16 protein-coding genes are annotated in these 19317 nt (G+C 61.7%); 4 read left to right on the forward strand and 12 right to left on the reverse strand.

All coding sequences use genetic code 11. The annotated features are described in order from the left end of the window. The first annotated feature begins 473 nt into the window (after positions 1 to 473). Entirely contained in the window at positions 474 to 1205 is a 732-nt protein-coding gene (locus JFX23_RS09015; protein WP_198776617.1) for a hypothetical protein, read from the forward strand. A gap of 51 nt (positions 1206 to 1256) precedes the next feature. Next, the gene (locus JFX23_RS09020) at positions 1257 to 1829 is read left to right on the forward strand and encodes a PadR family transcriptional regulator (protein WP_198776618.1); all 573 of its coding nucleotides are present in this window, start codon (positions 1257 to 1259) and stop codon (positions 1827 to 1829) included. 422 nt (positions 1830 to 2251) lie between these two features. Here JFX23_RS09020 and JFX23_RS09025 read toward each other — a convergent pair whose 3' ends face one another. After that, a complete protein-coding gene (locus JFX23_RS09025; protein ID WP_198776619.1) occupies positions 2252 to 2761 on the reverse strand; it encodes an RNA-binding S4 domain-containing protein in 510 nt (169 codons plus the stop codon). 26 nt (positions 2762 to 2787) lie between these two features. Then, positions 2788 to 3720 carry a hypothetical protein gene (locus JFX23_RS09030; RefSeq protein WP_198776620.1) on the reverse strand — a complete coding sequence of 311 codons (933 nt, stop codon included), beginning with the start codon at positions 3718 to 3720 and terminating at the stop codon, positions 2788 to 2790. 331 nt (positions 3721 to 4051) lie between these two features. Between JFX23_RS09030 and JFX23_RS09035 the strand changes: the two genes are divergently transcribed. Together JFX23_RS09035 and JFX23_RS09040 are read left to right on the forward strand one after the other, a co-directional pair. Further along, entirely contained in the window at positions 4052 to 5620 is a 1569-nt protein-coding gene (locus JFX23_RS09035) for an aspartate:alanine exchanger family transporter (protein ID WP_198776621.1), read from the forward strand. Between the two features lie 436 nt (positions 5621 to 6056). After that, positions 6057 to 6596 (forward strand): NUDIX hydrolase, encoded by a 540-nt coding sequence (locus JFX23_RS09040; RefSeq protein ID WP_198776622.1) that lies wholly within the window; start codon positions 6057 to 6059, stop codon positions 6594 to 6596. 317 nt (positions 6597 to 6913) lie between these two features. Here JFX23_RS09040 and JFX23_RS09045 read toward each other — a convergent pair whose 3' ends face one another. The 10 genes from JFX23_RS09045 to JFX23_RS09085 form a co-directional block, all read right to left on the reverse strand. After that, positions 6914 to 8212, reverse strand: a complete 1299-nt coding sequence (locus JFX23_RS09045; RefSeq protein ID WP_233050734.1) for a M18 family aminopeptidase — start codon at positions 8210 to 8212, stop codon at positions 6914 to 6916. Between the two features lie 96 nt (positions 8213 to 8308). Then, entirely contained in the window at positions 8309 to 10042 is a 1734-nt protein-coding gene (locus tag JFX23_RS09050; RefSeq protein WP_198776624.1) for an ABC transporter ATP-binding protein, read from the reverse strand. Continuing rightward, on the reverse strand, positions 10039 to 11805 hold the full coding sequence (locus tag JFX23_RS09055; protein ID WP_198776625.1) for an ABC transporter ATP-binding protein/permease: 1767 nt from the start codon (positions 11803 to 11805) through the stop codon (positions 10039 to 10041). The genes JFX23_RS09050 and JFX23_RS09055 overlap by 4 nt, the downstream gene beginning before the upstream one ends. A gap of 23 nt (positions 11806 to 11828) precedes the next feature. Next, positions 11829 to 12869, reverse strand: coding sequence for an ABC transporter substrate-binding protein (locus JFX23_RS09060; protein WP_198776626.1), 1041 nt, complete (start codon positions 12867 to 12869; stop codon positions 11829 to 11831). 12 nt (positions 12870 to 12881) lie between these two features. Then, a complete protein-coding gene (locus JFX23_RS09065; RefSeq protein WP_198776627.1) occupies positions 12882 to 13661 on the reverse strand; it encodes an ABC transporter ATP-binding protein in 780 nt (259 codons plus the stop codon). Continuing rightward, positions 13658 to 14770, reverse strand: coding sequence for a FecCD family ABC transporter permease (locus JFX23_RS09070; RefSeq protein ID WP_198776628.1), 1113 nt, complete (start codon positions 14768 to 14770; stop codon positions 13658 to 13660). The genes JFX23_RS09065 and JFX23_RS09070 overlap by 4 nt, the downstream gene beginning before the upstream one ends. After that, positions 14763 to 16877, reverse strand: a complete 2115-nt coding sequence (locus JFX23_RS09075) for a YcaO-like family protein (protein WP_198776629.1) — start codon at positions 16875 to 16877, stop codon at positions 14763 to 14765. Before JFX23_RS09075 ends, JFX23_RS09070 begins: the two co-directional genes overlap by 8 nt. 4 nt (positions 16878 to 16881) lie before the next feature. Continuing rightward, positions 16882 to 17013, reverse strand: a complete 132-nt coding sequence (locus JFX23_RS09560; RefSeq protein ID WP_005962415.1) for a hypothetical protein — start codon at positions 17011 to 17013, stop codon at positions 16882 to 16884. 340 nt (positions 17014 to 17353) lie between these two features. Beyond that, on the reverse strand, positions 17354 to 17803 hold the full coding sequence (locus tag JFX23_RS09080) for a GNAT family N-acetyltransferase (protein WP_005962414.1): 450 nt from the start codon (positions 17801 to 17803) through the stop codon (positions 17354 to 17356). Positions 17804 to 17974: 171 nt separating this feature from the next. After that, positions 17975 to 19147 (reverse strand): methyltransferase domain-containing protein, encoded by a 1173-nt coding sequence (locus tag JFX23_RS09085; RefSeq protein WP_198776630.1) that lies wholly within the window; start codon positions 19145 to 19147, stop codon positions 17975 to 17977. Positions 19148 to 19317 lie beyond the last annotated feature (170 nt).

Below are 19317 nucleotides of genomic sequence, written 5' to 3' on the forward strand. Positions count from 1 at the left end.
TCTCGTAGGAGATCGGGCCAGCCTTGAGCCGCCGATCCCGCACCCACGTTACGAAAGACCTCGAGCGGGTCGTTCCCCTGATCAGCGGTGAGCAGCAGCCCCGCGGCGGCCGGTGACAACACCCCCCGGACCATTCAAAGACAGGGGCAAAACATCATGCCGACCACCGCTGGCCCAGCCACCGGCACTCATTCACCGGCAACCACCAACAAGGTAACGGGAGGGGCTCGCTGTGGGGGACAAGGATGGGGGCGCGCTCTGGTGTGCGGCGGGCCTCTCGGGCGAGAGGCGTGGGCGCAAGCTGGTCTGATCGCATCGCAGACGGGGCTGTGGGGCCTGCGGGCGAGGGGCGTGATCGTGAAGGGGGCATGGTAGTGAAGGAAGGCGCCAGCGCCGGAGTGCCCATGGTGGGGCTCGTGGAGAGGATTCGAAGTGGGGGCTCAAGGCCCAGGCAAGTTTGCTACAATGAAGGGGTGAGTGAGCCCACGACTGAACCCAGAGCAGAACGCGCCGGGGAAGACGAATCCACCCCGCGCACCCCTAAGGCCCGAACCACGGCCTTCACCGATGCTCAGATCGAAGCAGGATTCTGGCTATTGGCTTCGCGAGCCCACCCCTTGGCGCTGGAGCTTGACGAGACCCGCACCGACGAGACCCTCTTCGACACCCTCAAGCCGCTGATCGGCAAGAATAACCTCACTCGCGACAAGGTGAAGAAGGCGATCGCTCCGATCCTCGCCGCGAAAGAGGCTGCGGCGGCTGGGAAACTCCCTCAGCTTTCCGCCGCACGCGCCGACGAGGTCCGCCAACTCATCTTGAAAGAATGGAGAATCTCGTCCAGCAAAGGCGCTCTGCTGTGGCCGACGGGTTCGAGGACGATTGCGGTTCGCCTCGGGAAGGGGAAATGGAACGACGCCCTGGCGCGTCTTGGCCTTCGGGCGAGTGGACGAGGACGGGCACAAGGATCGGGGCGTTTCAATGAGGCCGTCATGCGCACAATCCTCACCGAATTCCTCGAAAGCGCCGAGCACGCGGGACTGAGCGCCACCTTGGGTGGCTATACCTCATGGTCGAAAGAGCAGCGCGCTCTGGGGCGTCAAGATGTTCCCTCGACCGCCAGCGTTCGTCAGCGTTTCGGTACCTGGGGGAAGGCCATGGAATTTGCGTCTCGCACTGAAGAGGACAGCGGTCAAGGACTGGGATAGTATCGTTGCGTTTCCGTGTTTATCTGCCCAAATCCAGGGTCGGGAGCTCCAATGTCTGTTCGCAATGCACTTCTTGCTCTTGTCTCGCTTCAGCCTGCCGGGGTCTATCGGCTCAAGCAGATGTTTGAGGACCACACATGCGGCGCATGGCCGCTGAATATCGGTCAGGTCTACCAGACGATGCAGCGCCTCGAACGCACTGGTTGCGTCGTCTCCCACCAGGAGACCAACGCCGGTCGAGATTCTGAAGTCTTTGAGATTACCGATGCGGGCCGTGCGATCCTCGACGAGTGGTGGTCCACTCCGGTTATTCGTGAGCAGCCAGAGCGTGATGAGCTTGTGATGAAGCTTGCCGTCGCCGCTGCAGATCCAAGTGTCGATGTCGCTTCACTCATTCAGATGCAGCGCCGTGCGACTCGCGCGGTTCTGCGCGAGGCTACGCGCATGAACGAGAGTGCCGATGATGGGGAGCTCGCCTGGAAGCTCATCCTTGAAAGCCACATCTTCGAACTTGAAGCGGAGTCGAAGTGGCTCAACCACATTGAAACGGGTGCGATCTCGCAAGCGTCATGCCGAGCGGATTTCGCTGCCTCGAAGCGCCGCCATCGCCGCGATACCGCTTAAGATCTGTCATTTCCTGAAGGGTTTGGAAGGGGTTTAAAGGGGCGCCGAAGGTTCTTCCTCGCTGAGAATCGCCTCTTCCACTCGGTATTGGCTCTTCCACACTCAGCATCGCCTCTTCAAGGGGCCCTCGTGGTCTTTCCTGGAGTGTCCCTTCCCTGAGGGGCGGCTCCTCACTCCTGTAGCTCGTCACTCCCACAGGGGAGCGGCGCCCTCAATGCTGGGGAGCATTGACCTCGATACTGGTCGGGCACGTGGCGCGTGCTGGCAGCTCTTCACTCTTCCATGGGCAGTCTCGTTCAGGCGAGCCCCACTCCCGTGCAGCACCGGGCGCTACGGGCAGGGCGGCACTCACGCTGGGGTAACGTGGCCGACTCCCGCGCAGCGCCGGGCGCTACCCTCTTCGGCGCTGTTGAGGCGTCTGTTCAGTCCTCCAGGAAAGCCTCCCGAGCCCACGCGGCGGATGCTCGCTCCAAACGAGCGCGCTCGTGCGAATCCCTCCCGCGCAGACGATCGAGCTCACGCCTTTCCTTCTTCGAAGGACGTCCAGCGCCGCGTTCACGAATGGCAATAGGAACAACCATTTTCGGGCGGGCAGGTGTCCGATCCTCGTAGCAGACCCTGGCCTGAGGAGCACCGACTCTCTTCACGAGGAGCTTGCGCACGAGGAGAACCTGATCGAAGCCCTCAATACGCAATCGGACCTCGTCGCCGACTCGGATCTTTTGAGCAGCCTTCGCACTGTCTCCATTCACCTTCACATGTCCGGCCCTCGCCGCACTCGTCGCTTGAGAACGCGACTTCATCTTGCGGACCGCCCACAACCATGTGTCCACCCGAACGCTATCCCCATCGGCGAGGGCACCGCGGGGAATATCCACCTCCTCGGCCGTGTTCGGCGGGGATACCGGGGGCTGGGAGGATGAGGCGCTCATAAGGGAATGGTAGATGCCAGAAGGAATCAGCTCCTGGCAGGCAGGAGCACAACCTCAATGTTCGGACCGCACAGGGCGAGGAGTGCCGAAGCGGAGAAAGCGGCAAGCACGGCAACGATGCCGTCGCGCGTCGCAGTGGTGGCACTCCCGCGCTTTGTCGCCGCTTCCATAAGCGTCTGAGCAATCACTTCAAAGGACCAAATGTCAATGACGAAAGCTTGCCCGCCCAGCACATCAACGAGTCCATCGGAGTTGACGCTCGTCCCCGGCTGCGCATTCACCACGAGGACGAGTTCACGATGCTCGCCCATAGCCAGAGGAATTGGTGCTGAAACCCAGGGCGTGCAGGCCTGGCCGAGGCGAGCGCCCTGAGGCAACACCGTCCGCAGGCGCTCGGCCCGAGCCAAGGCCGCCGCAGGAAGTTCGGCGGGATCCAAACCCCAAGAGCGCATCAGAGCCTCAACCTCTTCACGCGAGTCGATCATCAGGCGCAGTGCGGCCTTCAGTCCATCCATTGCTCCACAGCCGAAATCGTCTTCCCCGACTTTTTCGCTCGAATGAACGCACACTTCGATGCCGGATTCACGCAGGGCGGAGAACAGGTTGGAAATCCACGCCTCGCATTGCTCGGGCACATCGGCGGGGAGGGGGTCTTCGCCCTCCTCCCAGCCTGTAAACCCCTCAGGGCAAAAGGCTCCGACGAGCAGCAAGTCGGCGACCCAGGTCGCCAGGCTCCCTCCGGGTACGCGCACACGTGGCGGTGCGGGTTCCGGTTTCCCGGAGGGAGAATCCTCAGCCTTGAGCATGAAGGGTCGCCCATCCATGCAGCCGCTTGGGTACGAGCCGTGAAGATCGATTCGGTGCGCATCGGGCGCAGCACGGATGACATCGAAGATGCGGTGAAGCTCGTCGATTCTGTCCTGAGTCGGCTCGGTAGTGCCGATCGTGCTGGACAACATGGGGCACTCCTTCATGCGGGCGACCTCCTTAGGGTAAACGAGCAGCGGCCCTCGGGCTCGCGCAGAAAGCCACAGGAGGACGCGCGGCCCCTCGCCGCTCAGCTAGAGACCCTCGGGCGCGCGCAGAAAGCTAAGACCGGTCCAGCCCAGGTCCTGCGCATTCGGAGGCCTTCGGGCGCGCGCAGAAAGCTCAAGCGCGGCGGAAGCGAAGAGATAACAGATCACACTCCGAACGGAAGGGAGCCTTGTGAGGAGTGACTTCGTTTCTTCCACCTCGAAACGGTAATTCCCCAAGTGAGGGGTGTCCCGAACGAGGGAATAGGCTTGAGACATGGCCGAACTACTGGAGACGAACCACCTACTTGCCTTGTTTCTCGTTGTCGGCGCGGGAGCCGCTCTCGGAGCGATCCGCTTCGGGCCTTTGCGCTTCGGCGCGGCCGGCGCCCTCTTCGTGGGACTCGCAGTCTCCGCCTGGGACCCGAATATCGGCAATGACATGAAGATCGTCCAGCAGATCGGACTCGCATTCTTCGTCTACACCGTCGGCATCTCCGCAGGAGCCATGTTCTTCCAGGACCTGCGCAAGCAAACATCGCTTTTAGCCTCAGCAGCAATCGTCTCCCTCCTCGGCGCCTTAGCCGCAGCTTTTGGAGGACACCTCCTGCACCTGCCGAAGGGCTTGACCCTCGGTATCTTCACGGGCTCCCTGACTGCGGCCCCCGCCCTCGACGCTGCGACACGCGTCACCGGCGACCCCCAAGCGGCCGTCGGCTACGCCTTCGGCTATCCGATCGGTGTCATCGTCGGAATCCTCGTCGTCACCATGACCGTGACAAGGAAATGGGTCGGCGCGAAGGACACGCCATCGCTTGCGGGCAAAAGCCTCGAGACCCTGACAGTCCGAGTCACCGAGACGGTCAACACCCGCCATGTTCGGGCGTGGCGCGAGCAGCGCGTGCGCATGTCTTATCTGCGTCGCGGCGACATCACCCGAGTCGTCGTTCCCGGTGAGGATCTCCAGGAAGGTGATCTCATCCTCCTCGTCGGAGACCCCGAGAATATTGAGGAAGCCGCTTCCCAGGTCGGAGTGGCTGTGGACCATCACCTCGAAGATGACCGTTCAGATGTCGCATTCGAAAGGATCGTCGTCTCGAACCCGGATGTCGCGGGCCGGTCCATCTCCGCTCTCAACGTTTCAACCCGCTTCGGTGCAGTCATCACCCGTGTGCGTCGCGCAGACCTGGACCTGCTTGCCCGCGACGACCTTGACTTGCAGCTCGGCGATCATGTCGCCGTCGTCGTCCCGACCGAAGAGCTTGAGAATATTCAGAACTGGCTGGGTGATTCAGAGAAGCGAGTCTCGGAAGTTGACGCCATGGCCTTCGGTATCGGAATGGTGCTCGGAATGCTGCTCGGAGCGCTCCCCTTCCCGATTCCCGGAGGTGCCACCTTCGAACTCGGTTCCGCAGCGGGCCCCCTGATCGTCGGCATGCTCCTTGGCGCGCTGCGCCGTACGGGCCCGCTCGTCTGGTCGCTTCCCACGTCCGCGAACCTCACGATCCGCCAGATCGGCCTGCTCCTCTTCCTCGCGGGGCTTGGGTTGGGAGCGGGCCCCCAACTTTCCGCGCTGCTGACCAGCCCGGAGGGGCCCAAGGCCGCCTTGCTCGCTTTCTTCCTTGTTCTGCTGTGCTGCGTCGCTCAGGCGCTCGCGGGCCGGTTCGCGGGATTGTCGGCTGCGAGAAGCGCAGGGGGAGTCGCGGGTTTCCTCGGCCAGCCTGCAGTCCTTCAGGCAGCGGATGCTCGCGTCGCCGATGAACGTATCGAGGCCGCATACGCCACTCTTTTTGCTTTCACGATCATTGTGAAGATCCTCCTCGTGCCACTGATTTGGAGCATCTGAAAGTTGTTCCACTGATCTGGGGCATGTGAAGGTTGTTCCGCTGATCTGGGGCATGTGAAAACCGCGACGGTTCGGGGCGCTGAGGACGGGCGTTCTTCCGTATGCTCTACCGAGTTCCCCAGGTGAACGTGACCCCTCGTGAAGAGGTGCTCTTCTTTGTATACCTGCCGGACTTCCTGGGATGAACACGCCCCCATGTAAGCGCAGATTTTCCCTCATCGCGCAGGCCTGAGCTCTCATCATCGATGTGTCCCCATGTAGGCGCGGGTTCTCCTCTGGTGTGAAACCGTAATGTGCTTCGAGAGCGTGTTCCCCCCCGTGTAAGCGAGGATTTTCCTCTACAGGGGTGCGGTGATGTCTTCGATCACGAGTGACCCCTTTGTACACGAGGGTATCCGGTTCAGTGGCAGGTGATGAGTGCGCATAGGCTGAGGGCATGACGACACCAGATTTCGTCCTCGAACTGCGAAAAAAGATCGGACATGCAGAGCTCTGGCTTCCAGGAACCACCGCGATCGTTCTGAGAGCCCTCGACCCGGACAGTGGTGAAGCGACGATTCCTCCACACGGATGGTCACGCATGATTAACGACTCCACCACCGTCGAGGTGTTATGCGTGAAGCGTGCGGATACGGGTGCGTGGACTCCGGTCACTGGCATCGTGGATCCTCGTGAAGAACCGGCAATCGCGGCCGTTCGTGAAACGGAGGAAGAGGCCGCAGTATCGGCTCGAGTCGACCGGCTGATCAGCGTTGATGTTGTCGGCCCCGTCACCTATGGGAACGGCGATGTCTCCAGCTACCTGGATGCCGCGTTCGTCCTCGAATGGAACGAGGGCGAGCCTGAGCCCAACGATGGGGAAAACGCAGAGGCGGTGTTCCTACGCGCCAATGCCCTGCCCAAGATGAACAAGCGTTTCCAGCGTCTGATTGCGAAGGCACTTTCCGGCAGCGTTATCGCTGACTTCGAGGATTAGAGGCTTCGCCTGAGCAACGTCGCGGAGGAGGAAATGGGCGTGAGCGGGCTTGCATGCCCCGAATGCTGGCCTGAATGTGTCTGTGCGCTCGAAGGGGAGGCTTGAGGGTCCCTGTGCGTCCCAAATGGGGGCCTGAGCGTGCTTGCGCGCTCGAAGTGGAGGTCCGGACCTCCCCACCCGCCCTAAGTGGAGGGGATGGCGTGTTGTGGAGGGGATGGCGTGTTGTGGAGGGGTTATATCCCCTCCTTTTGTCGTTATCCCCTCCACTACGGGGAGAGCCCCATCCCCCCACAGGGGAATCAGAAGCGAGCCCGCCTTCAGGCGCCGAGCCAGTAGGCCTCCAGCACCTTCGACAGGGCAATGAGATCGTCAACATGACTCATCTCGCGCGCCGAGTGCATCGACAGCAGCCCAATGCCCACATCCACAGTGAGAATGCCGAGCCCTGTCGCGGTGATCGGCCCGATCGTTGAACCGCAGGGCATGGCGTTGTGGGAGACGAAATTCTGGCTCGCGACTCCCGCAGCCTCACAGGCGCGCAACCACAAGGCGATGCCTTCTGCATCAGTGGCGTAACGCTGATTCGCATTGATCTTGACGATGGGACCACGGCCCATAACAGGACGATTGTGGGGATCGTGACGTTCGGCGTAATTCGGGTGGACCGAATGTGCAGCGTCGGCGCTCACACAAGTGGACTGGGCGAGCATGCGGTGTCGTGCGTCGAGGTCACGGCCAAGAGCTGCTCCAGTGCGTTCGAGGACGCTCGCAAGGAGCGGGCCTGCGGCGCCCGATCGGGTTTCCGAACCGATCTCCTCGTGGTTGAAAGCGATGAAAACGAGGACATCGCCCTCTTTCGGCATTCCCTTCGCGGCCAGGCGCTCCAAAGCGGTCAATCCCGAATGGACAGAAGAGAGATTGTCCTGCTGGCCAGCGGCGAAGAACTGGCCTCGATCGCCGAAGGTCCCCGGCCCCTGCTGAGGTACGAGGACAAGATCGTGGGACACGATGTCCTCGGCCTTCACTCCCGCATACTTCGCGATTTCTTCCATGAGATCGGCGTCGGAATCGAGGGACCAGATGGGGTGCAGGTGTTGCTGCGGATCGAGCTTCAGGCCCTCTGGGTTCACCTTACGGTCGAGGTGGATTGCGAGCTGCGGGATCCTCGCGAGCGCTCCGGTTCGGACGAGGACCTGTGAACCATCGCGCATGAGGAGGCGCCCGGCGATTGCGAGCTCGCGGTCGAGCCACGAGTTCCACAGCATGCCGCCGTAGACTTCGACGTCGATCTGTTTGAAACCGTCCGGGCTTGTCGAGGACATGGAGGGTTTGACGCGGAAAGCGGGGGAGTCGGTGTGTGCGCCAACGATCCTGAAGCCCGCGTCCTCGTTGAGGGTTTCGGGGACGATCCATGCGACGACGGCACCTGAGCGGAGCATGACGTGCCCGCCGGGCGAGGCGTCCCAGGGGTCTTTCTCATCTTGAGGCGTGAAGCCCGTGTCTTCGAGGCGCTGACGGACGAGGTCGGCGGCGTGGAAGGCGGAGGGGGAGTCGAGGAGGAAGTGTTGATAGTCGATCGCGTGCTGCGTCGTCTCGTCATATTCGAAGTAGCCCATGAACCCCATCGTAGGGCCCGCCTATGCTGGCGTAGGGCCAGCTTATGCTGAACCACGTTCGATGAGGTCCCCACCGGCGGGCCCCTCCGGCTGTGCTCAGGATTCCACGTCCGATTGATCCGCCAGAATGCGCCTGTAATCCGCGCTATCGCGTTTGAGTGTCTCGTGCGAGCCGTGGGCGACAACCCTTCCAGAGTCGAGCACCCAGATGGATTCCGCATCAGCAAGGGAAGCGAGGCGATGCGATATCACCAAGGTCGTCCGCCCCTGCCTGAGGCGCGTCGCCGACTCGGTGATCTCCCTCTCCAACTCCGGGTCAAGATTGGCTGAGGGCTCATCGAGGATGAGGAGGCGGGGCTGTCGTAAGAATGCGCGTGCGAGGACGACCCGTTGCCGCTCGCCCCCAGACAGCGCAGTTCCCCGGTCACCGACTGGCGCATCAAGACCACCAAGACTTTTGACGAGGTCTTCGAGTCCAGCTGCATTAAGCGCCTCCCACATCATGGTGTCATCGGCGTTCCAGTCGGCCAGAAGGAGGTTCGAGCGGAAGGTCCCGGAGAAGACATGGCCGTTCTGCGGGACGAGAGCGACCTCGAGCCTGTGCTCATCCGGATCAATTCCGCGAAGGTCGTGCCCGGAGAAGCGCACGCTCCCCGAATCGGGGTCCATGAAGCGCATGAGCAGATGAGCGAAGGTCGACTTTCCGGCACCGGAAGGACCGACGAGCGCGATGGTTCGGCCCCCGGGGACACTCAGGGTCGCTTCATTCAAAGCGGCTTCGCCCTCATAGCGGTAGGTCACGGACTCGCCCACGGCAGCATCCTTCTCGCCTTCGACAAGGGGCAGATCGAGGACCGTGGAGGGAAGCGGAGCTGGGGCGTCGAGGATCTCGTTGACTCGGTGGGCACAGGAAGAGACCTCGCCCATGATGCCGAGCATCCCCGCAAGAGAGAGAACGGGAAGAGTTGCCATCCCGATGAGCACGACGGCGACGGGAAGGAGCTGGGCCGGGTAGGTTCCTTCGATGACTCTGCCCGTGAGAACGGCCAAAATGGCGATGCTGACCGCGGCAGCGCCGAAAGCGGATCCTGCAGATTCGATGCTCTTGCGCGTGGCTTGTGCGAGTTTGTCGCGCTGGACGAGGGCGCTCATCTCAAGAACTCGACGCGTGTGTTCTTCGCGTTGTCCGAGGGCGTAGAGCTCTCGTGCGCCGACGACCGAGTCGAGGCCGAGGGATTTGAGGCTTGAAAGGCCTGCGCGTACCCGTTCTCCCTGTTTTCTTTGGATCGGGGCGAGTAACCATGGCATGAGGATGGGGAGAACCATCGAAATGAGGACGAGTAGGGCCAGTGGTCCGATCAGGGCGATGAGCACGGACTCGATGATGATCGTGTTGATGAGGACTGCGACGGCTACTGGAGCGGTGTGGGCGTAGAACCATTCCAATTGCTCCATGTCGTTCATCGCAGTAGCAGTCAGATCGCCGGTCCTCCGCCCCGACAGGCCCCTGGGAGCGATCCTCTGGATCGCTGCGTACAGGTCGATCCGCATGCGCGCGAGGATCTGATAGGCGAGCTGATGGGACCACCAGGCATCGTAGAGGTAGCAGAGTGCATGGACTATAGCGAGGGAGAAGAGCACGAGGAAGGGGAGGAAGAGCTGGGGGTGGTCCTCGGATACCAGCCTTGTCGTGATCCATACGCTCACCACTGAGACGAGGATGAGGGCGATCTGATGAAGGGCGATCACGAGGACGGAGCCGATGAGCAGGCGTTTGAACTCTCCGAGTCGTCCCATGATGGACACGAGGTCTTTGAAAGTCTGTTTCATCGCTTCTCGATTCCTTGGGAAGGCACGGGGTGGGAGGAGACGCCGATGACTTCGGCGGGGGCTCCGGATGAGTGGATCTCCCCACTGGAAAGACGGATGATCTCGTCTGCGCTCGCCGCCACTTCCATTCGGTGGGTGACGAGGACGAGGGTCATCTCGGGATAGGTCTTGCGCAGGCCGGAAAGGATTTGGGCCTCGGTATTCGAATCCAATGCGGAGGTGGATTCGTCAAGGATGAGGACTCGTGGTCTTCTGACAAGGGCCCTGGCGATGGCCAGACGCTGGCGCTGGCCTCCGGAGAGATTCGCTCCCCCTTCCTCGATGAATAGGTCGAGGTCTTCTCCTTGGGCGCCTGAGCCGTGGTGCACGCAGGAGTCGCGATTGGCATGGAGCCCGTATGCGCGCGCGAGAGTCAACGCTTCGAGCATCTCTTCCCGAGTCGTCGAAGGAGCTGCCGCCGCGAGGATCTCTTCGACGGTTCCGGGGAAGATCACGGGAGATTGTGGCACCAGCGAAATCGTTGAGGGGATGTCGACGCTGGTCGCGGGCTCGCCGCCGATCGTGACTCTACCTGCAGTCGGGGAGTCGAGACCGAGGATCATGCCAATCAGGGTCGACTTCCCCGAGCCGGAGCCGCCGATGATTGCGAGGAAGCTCCCTTGGGGAATGCGCAGTGAGGCGTTGCTGAGGGCGGGCGCATCGGCCCCCTCGTAGGTGTAGGACACGGCGTGGGCTTCAATGTCGGCGTTGTTTCCAGCGGGCAGGGCGCGGCGCTCAGATGTGATGCGGGCGGGAGCGTTCCCGTGGAAGACCTCGTGGATTTGCGTTGCCGCACTCAGTCCGAAATAACCCGCGTGGAAGGCATTGGCGAGATCTCGAAGGGGACGGAAGACCTCAATGGAGAGCAGGGTGATGAAGAAAAGACGATCGACCCCGTAGAGCCCATGATGGAGTTCGAAAGCAGCAATGAGGAGTGCGATCGCGGGTCCGAGGACCATGACGGCGGCGGAGGCGCCGGTCTCTCCAAGGGAGATCCTCAGCTGCGACAGGGTCGTTCGCAGGAGCTCTTTTGATCTTTCGGCGAGCTGATGCCCGTAGGTCTGGCTCGCGCCGAAGGATTTCAGGGTCGTCATTCCCATCATCGCATCGACGAAGTCGCTGTTGAGATCTTCGTAGGCGCCCCAGTGCGCCTGCCCCTCCTCAGCAAGAGCGCGGTCCCATAGCCTCGGCACGAGGAAGGTGGCGATCGCGCAAAGGAACAGCACGGTGCCGATGGCTGGGCTGACGGTGCCGATCCAGATGCACAGAGGGCCTGCCGTCAGTGCAGTGACCGCGATCTGGGGAAGATAGGAACCGAAGTAGGGCTCAATGGCCTCTACCCCGTCAACCATGAGTGATTCGAGGGCTCCTGCGCGTGAGGAGCTTAGGCGCATCGGTCCTCGCTCATCGATGTCTGCGAGGATCCTCCGGCGCAGATTCACTTTGAGGAGGAGTCCGAGCCTATTCGCGATGTAGGCCCGTAGGAGGCCCAGGAGGGGAATGAGGATGAGGAGCAGGGCAAGCACTGCGATCCATCTCGTCAATGCGGAGGGATTGCGTTTTCCTAGCAGTTCGGTGAAGATCATCGAATTCACCAGGGCGCTTCCAACAAGCGCGGTGCTTGCGACAAGGCCGGCGAGAACCGGTGGGATAAGAACCGCAGGGCTCACTCCTGCCGCTTCGAAGACCGCACGTTGACGTTCCCCTACTGTGCGAATGCTCATTCTCTCTCCTGGGCCTTTCAAGGTCACTGTTCTGCGAGCGTCTTCACGAGCCCTCGTGCTGCGTCGATCGCCTCGACGGTCGGGTAGGCGGCCCCGGAGGGCAGCTCAATGATCCTCTTGTTCTTGAACGCTGCCGTTTCCGTCATTCCGGGGATCTTCTCCAAACGAGCCAGCGAGTCCTCAAGGGTGATTCCGCTTTCGCCCGTGGTCACGATGAGGACTTCGGGATTCGACTTGACGATCGCCTCGGGCGAGATGGCGCCGTTGAACATCGCGTCGTAGGTGGGGGCAACGACGTTCTTCAGATGCGCGGTGTCGAAGATACCCTGGATCGTCGAATTCGCGCCGTAGGCGAAGAGGTCCTCGGATGAATCCCAGTAGTACAGACCTGCGACCGTGAGTTCGGGGAGCTTCTTACCTTCAGCTCGGGCTTCGGCGAGATCCGTTTCCATTGTGCTCGCGTTCGTGTCGGCCTTCTCTGCGGTATTGAGGAGAGCCCCGAGTTCACGGACGTGGGCGGGAATCGCATCGAGATCGGCGAAGTTACTCGTCGCGTCGGCGAAGGCGTAGGCGCAGCTGCTCGGAGGCATCACGGCCGAGATCCCGTTTCCTTCGAGATTGTCAATGCTCAGGTCGCCGTCACCTAGGGCTGATCCGTAGATCATGTCGGGGCGCAGTTCGAGGATACGTTCGAAACTGATGGTGCCGTGCTCCTCGCCGCCTGCGGAAACGACCTCCTCGATACCGGTGAGTTTGTTGAGCTCGTTCTCAATGCGGGGGCTGTATTGAGCGCCGTGCTCGCCGAATCGTGCCACCATTTTGTCCGCTGCACCGGCGGAGACGATGTTTGCAACTCCTTCGCGCCCAGCGCCGATGATTCGCTGGGGCTCGTGTTTGACGGTCACCTCTTGTCCGCAGAATGAGGCTTTCATTGGATAGGCGGCATTAGAAGAGGGGGAGGCTGAGGTTGAGTGCTCTTGGGCGGCACCTGTGTCGGTCGAGCATCCCGCGAGGACGAGGGCCGCGCAGGTTGCGGCGGCAAGGAACAGGGGTCTGAGTGTCATGGAATTCTCCTTTTAGCGAGAGGGTGAGGTGAAAAGGAATTGCGGCTTGCCGCAGTGGTCAATCCGTGAAACGTTGACGCCGTACAGCTCTGCGATGGTGCTTTCGAGGAGGACCTGTTCGGCGGCGCCGACGGAGTGCATGCGCCCTGCGCTGAGGATGTGGATCCTGTCGCAGTAGCGTGCGGCCATATTGAGGTCGTGCAGGACGATGACGACGGTGCGGCCAAGATCGCGCAACAGTTCGAGAACCTCGTGCTGGTAGCGGATGTCGAGGTGGTTCGTGGGTTCGTCGAGGAGGATGCAGCGACTTCCTTGCGCGAGCGCCCTGGCGATGACGACGCGTTGGCGTTCTCCGCCGGAGAGTTCGTCGGAGCGTCGTTCGCTCTTGTCGAGCATCCCCACCGCTTCGAGGGCGTCGAGGGCCAGTTTGCGGTCTTCTTCACGATAGGGGCTGAAGTCGGAGATGAAAGGCATGCGCCCCAGCAGTACTTCGTCGAGAACGCTCATTCGATGAGGGATGAAAGACTGCTGGACGACGACGCTGATCTCACGCGAAATCTCCCTCGGATCGAGGGAGTCGAGGGGGGAACCGTTGAGGAGCACTCGTCCACCAGCGGGGGTGAGAGCCCCGTACATCGTGCGCAGAAGTGTCGTTTTTCCTGAGCCATTGGGGCCTACGAGCCCGGTTACCACGCCGTGAGGGATTTCAGCATTGATGGAGTCGAGGGCGAGGGAGGAGCCGTATTTGACCTTGAGATCCTCGATCCGGAAGGCGGGGGTTGTCGTTGTCATTCCTCATTCCTTGCGTCGCGTCCGATGAGGAACATGAGGAGGGGAGCTCCGAGTAGTGAGGTGATGACTCCGATTGACATTTCTCCGGGGGCCACGGCGACTCGTGCGAGCAGGTCGGCTAAGACGATGATGATGGCGCCGATCACTGCGCAAGCGGGGGCGGAGCGGCGGAAGATCCCACCGTGCAGTCTTTTCGCGAGGTGTGGAACGACGAGTCCGATGAATCCGATCGTTCCTGTGAGGGCCACGAGGAAAGCGACGATGAGGGAGATGAGGAGGAAGACGAGGAAGCGCTGGCGTTGTGGATCTACACCGAGGGTGCGCGCGACGTCGTCGCCGAGGGATAGCGCGTCAATGCGCCGACCGATGGCGATGAGTCCGAGGATCCCGGCGCCGCTGGCACCCATTGCGATGGCAACCTCGGGCCAGTGGCTTCCGGCGAGGGAGCCCAGCATCCAGAAGACGACTGAGCGTGTCGTCGTGGGGTCTTTCGCGAGCATGATGATGAGGCTGGTGAGGGCGGAGAAAAAGAAATTCACGGCCATTCCGGCGAAGATCACCCGCGTGTTCGTCAGTCGCCCCGCTCCTCTGGCAAGGGTCATGACGAGGGCGAGTGAGACGAGGGAACCGATGAAAGCGCCGACTCCGACTCCGACGTGAACTGGACTGTTTGCCATGCGCAGACCGAAGACCATGACGGCTGCAGCTCCGGTGGAGGCTCCGGCGGAGATCCCGAGGATATAGGGGTCGGCGAGGACATTTCGTAGGGTCGATTGAGCGGCGAGGCCCGTGACGGCTAGTCCCGCGCCGCATGCGGCGCCGACGAGAGTGCGGGGAAGTCGGGTGCTCCAGATGATGCCCTCGTCAACGGGGCTTGGGGGCGGCAGAATCGTCCATTGCCACGGGGTGAGGTGTTCGAGGACGATCCGCAGGGTGATTCCCGGGTGGACTTCGACTGCGCCGATGCTGCATGCGAGAAGCATCGAGATGATGAGGAGGACGACGAGGCCGACATTGATGCTCGCGTTGCGGGCCTGTGCGGCACGGGGCAGGCGGGTATTGCCTTGAGCGAAGCCGATGCTACTGGTGGAGGGATGAGAGCTAGGCATGAGGCAGGGGGAATCGGTTGAGCTGGTCGGGGCTCTGCGGGGCGTCGTGCAGCCCCATCCGGTGGTAGGCGTTGAGGATTCGTCCGCCTCCGAGTGTGATGTCCCCCGCGGGGAAGTTCGGGACAAGACCGGGGACGAGGACTCGGAGTACGACGCCGTTGCAGGCTCGAATGTCGGGGGTGGTGACGTCGGCGGCGAGGATCTCGTAGCCTGCGGCTTCCAGTTTGTTGCGGTAGTAGGCCGAAGCGCGGGATTCCCCTTCATCCACGGGGTATCGGGTGGTCGGGACGATAGGGCGATCGAGATGTGGGGAGCGATGCTCGTGCGCCCGGGGGTCGAGGTTGAGCTGCTGTTGGATCATGAGGTCATGAACGGAGTCGTAGTTCCATTCAATGGTGTCGAGATAGGCCCGGTCCTGCCTGTACGGCAGGGCCATGTTCGGTGAAAGCTCCAGTCTCTCGATGGCTGAGAACATCCTGCCCGCCGGGTCGAGCAGATCAATCGCTCCGTCGAAGAGGGTTGCGGCTTCTGTGATCGCCTTGAGAGCGGCAGCTTCCGTGCTCGGGCGGCAGGAGAAGCCGATGTTGCAGGTGCGGTGGTGGTCGTTGCGCAAGACTGCGGCGACGACGGGGATGTGGAATTCGTTAGGGAGGATGAAGAAAGAGAGATCGAACCCTTTCGCTAAGAAGCGGTCGGCGGTTTCGGCGACTTTGGGCGACTCGATGCTCACGGGATTAATCGTTGGCTTCGAGTGCCACCAGATCATTGTGGCGTCGCGTTCGATGATCTCTTCGAGGCCGTTGAGCAGTGCTCCCTCGAAATCGTGGCCTGCGGCGATTCCCGCGTATGGGATCGGTGCGATTCTGGGGAATGAGGAGAAGGGTTCGCCGTGGATCGTCCCCTTCTGGTTGTAGTTGACGTAGACCATGGAAAGGGGGACGAAGTCGTCGCGTTGGCGCGTGAGGTTACGTGCCGGCATCCACGGTATTCGGGTGTGAGGGGTGAAAGGTGTGAATCGGAAAGCGGCTTGGGCGTACTGCTCGGAGGAGAAGAGTATGAAGCTTTCAGGGGGAACGGGGGTGCGGCCTGAGGAGAGGAGGTCGTGGTAGCTGCCGATGACGATGGGCTCGGAGTCTATGACATTGACGCAGTACCTCTCGATGGCCTCTCCCACCGCTGCGCGGCGTGCCTCATCTTCGTCATCAATGGCGCTTCCCTGGCATACGGTGTTGTTGCTCCATTCGCTGATGACCCGAATATCCGTGACATCGGATTGAATGGTGATGACGCATTTGGGCAGGGCTTCGTTGTGCTCGATCGTTCGCAGTCGTGTGACGATTCCGGCGAGTTCATCGCAGAATGCCTCCGAATGAATATCGATGATTTCTGGCGCGTGCTCGTAGCCCCTCCACGTCAGCCATGGAACGAGCACCCGAGCGCGCTTGCGCGCGGAGGGAATATCGATAGTCGTCCAGTTCAGGGATGATTTCGCATCCTCGTTTCGTGTGGGTGAGATCTTCACGTCGAGGAGACGATCGGGAAACTCTTTCAGGTGATCGCGGATGAGATCGAGGGCGGGCGGACGCAATGTCGCGGAGGTGGCTCCGGGGGCGAGGCTGGCCGCCGTTATGCGTGCCTCCAGGTGTCTGTAGAGGTTGGGGAATTGGGGGCTGGACAAGGGGCCGATGAGAAGATCGGGAAAGCGGATGAGGATGGCGAGGTAAGAGGCTCCAGCATTCAGCGCTCGCTCCTCGGCTTTCAGCACACTGGGAAGGTCTGGGCTCGTCAGGTAGTGGATGACGGTGTCGCCGGCGAGGGGGCCTTCTCCTTCGAAGAATTCTTTCAGTGTGAGTTTTCGCGCGCATGCCTTGAGGAGGCTTTTCGGAGCCGGGCTATCGGCGAGGAGAATGGGGCGCGCGTTGGGGGTGAGATCAATGACGATGGAGAAAGGGCGGGAGGGGAGTGGAAGGGCCGCGTCTGGGCAGGGGTCGAGGGCTTCGAGATCGTTGCCCAGACCTCTGATGAGGGTTCCGTCTGCTCTGCGCGCGTATGAGTCCCTCTCGCTCGGCCATAGTTGGACGAGACCCTTTCCACTCCCCTTCGTCATGATTTCAGCCCTTGAGCTCGGCTTCGAGCTGGAAAGCGGTGCTCGCGTGCACACCCGGGTGGTGGTTGGAGTTGGGAGCGAGGATAGCGTCCTCGCGCTTTGTCTCGAGAATCTCGGTGATGGTCTTGTCGCTCATGCTGAGTGTCCTTTCGTGTGGTTGGCCTATTCGGAGGTGACCTCCGAATTAGGCAAGGTAAGGCTAACCTAATTCACTGATCTGTGAAAGGGGAGACTCATGATGAGGTGTGAGTGGGCATCACGAAGCGTGAGTGGGCGTCACGAAGCGTAAGTGGGCGTCACGAAGCATGAGCGCAAGTCACAGAGCATCATCCGCCCGGGGTGCATACCCACAGCGGTGGTGCTTTCAGAAATGAAGAGTGTGGCCCTCCACTCGGGCAACGCTTCAGATTCGAAGAGCTCAGTCCAGGGGCGCGTGGTCCATGTCGGCGGTGACTGCGAGGTCTGCGCGGCCCACGTCAGTCCAAGGGCACGCGGTACACGTTCGTCTCACGCTGCTCGAAACCGGCTCGGCGGTACAGGCGATTCGCGGCTTCGCGTGAGGGGCGGCTCGTGAGGTCGACGGTTCTCGCGCCGACTTTCTTCGCCTGTTCAAGAGCAGCTTCGACAAGCTTAAGGCCCGCGCCCTGACCGCGCGCTGCTTCGTCGACAACGACATCCTCGATCCAGGCTCGAACGCCAGTGGGAATCTCGAAGATCGCGAGTGAGAGCATGCCGAGGATCGGATGCTCGCCTCGTGCGTCGGCTGTGTCGGGGCGGTAGATGAGGAAATGAACGCCGGGCTGGGAGATGAATCGTTCGCAGGCTTGAGCGTCGAGAGGTTTCGCTGAGCGGGAGAGTTGGGGGATGAGGCGCTCCATCGCTTCGACGATTTCCGGGGTGGACTCGGTCAGCAGTTCAACGGCCATTGGTTTTCCTCATCGTTCGGGGTCGGCGCGCTTGTGCGCGGGACGCTTGCCATGAGTGTAAGTCTCTGTGAGCACTGAAGGAGGGATGCCCGTTTGGTGTTCTCCTTCGCTCGTGTTCGAGTGCGCGCTTCCTCCACGTCGAGTCGCCGTAAGAATCCTGGCTTGCAGGGCTTAGGGGAGTGTCCTCGTCTTTTCGAGGACGAGGGCGAGCTCGGCGTGATCGGTGTGCGGGAACATGTCGAAGAGCCTCGCCTCGATTCCTTGGTACGAGGGCATGAGCGCGAGATCCTTCACGAGGGACTTCGGGTTGCACGAGGAGTAGATGACTCGTCGGATGCCCGATTCTTCGATCCACCGGGCGAGTTCTTCGCCAATGCCGCGCCTGGGTGGATTGACGACGAGCACATCGGGGTGGGTCTGCGCGGGCTGTGCTTTCGCCCATTCGGTGGCATCCGCCGTCACGAACACGGCTTTTGAACGGCTAATCCCCATTGATCTTGCGGCTGTGATCGCCGATGAGATCGCCTGATCTGAAACCTCCACTCCCGCAACCGAGGCTATGCCCTCCTGGGCGAGGTGGAGCGCGAAGCCACCGACTCCGCAGTACAGATCCCAAGCGGTGGAGGGGGCGGCCTTGGCGATGGGGGCGCTCGCCCACTTGGCGGCCTGACGGTAGAGCTGGGAGGCGACCTGCGTGTTCGTCTGGACGAAGGAACGCGGTCCGAGGGCGAGCCTCGTGTCACCAACTATCAGCGGCAAAACGCGGGCCTTAGTGAGGATGATCTCTTCGGGTCCTTCGACGATTGCCTCGTGTGTGGGGTGGATGTTCGCGGTGACGACTGAGACGCCGTGGACGAGTTCGCGCAGAAGGGGAAGGGAACGACGCAGATCGGTGACACGCTCGCGCGTGCGCAAGACGAAACGGCACATGAGCTGCTCGTCGGCTCCGAGGGTGAGAAGGATATATTTGAGTTCTCCGGATCGCCTCGGCACGTCGTAGGGCGTCAGGTCGAGTGCACGGATGAAGCGTTTGAGTCCGGGGATGGCCTTGTTGATTGCGGGGTGCTGGATCTGGCAGGCGGGCAGGTCGACGCCGCGCCGATCAGCTCCGAGGGCGCCGAGGGTGGGGCGCCTGCGGGTCCCGCCGACGACGAGTTTTGCTGAGGTACGAAAAGCTCGGGGCTCGGATGAGGCAGGAGGGAGCCAGTGAATGTTCGAAGCATTGGGGACAGTGTCGAGGGTGGCTCTCAGCGAACGGGCTTTGTCGGCCAGCTGTTCTTGGTAGGGCACTTCAATGAGAGTGCACGAACGGCACACCCCCGATTCCCAGTGTTCGCAGTGCATAGTCTGATCGTCCCATGAGGTGGCTACGGACGCACATGTCTTTGGGTTATAGGACAAAATGTGTTGGTCGGGTCTAGTCCCAGTCGGTGCGGTAGGGGCTGTGGTGGTGGAGTTCATGCCAGGCGATGGCGTCTCCCCATTGGGGGATGATGCCGGCGGCGGGGTGGTCG

The sequence above is a fragment of the Schaalia cardiffensis genome, from assembly GCF_016405145.1.
Taxonomy (GTDB): domain Bacteria; phylum Actinomycetota; class Actinomycetes; order Actinomycetales; family Actinomycetaceae; genus Pauljensenia; species Pauljensenia cardiffensis.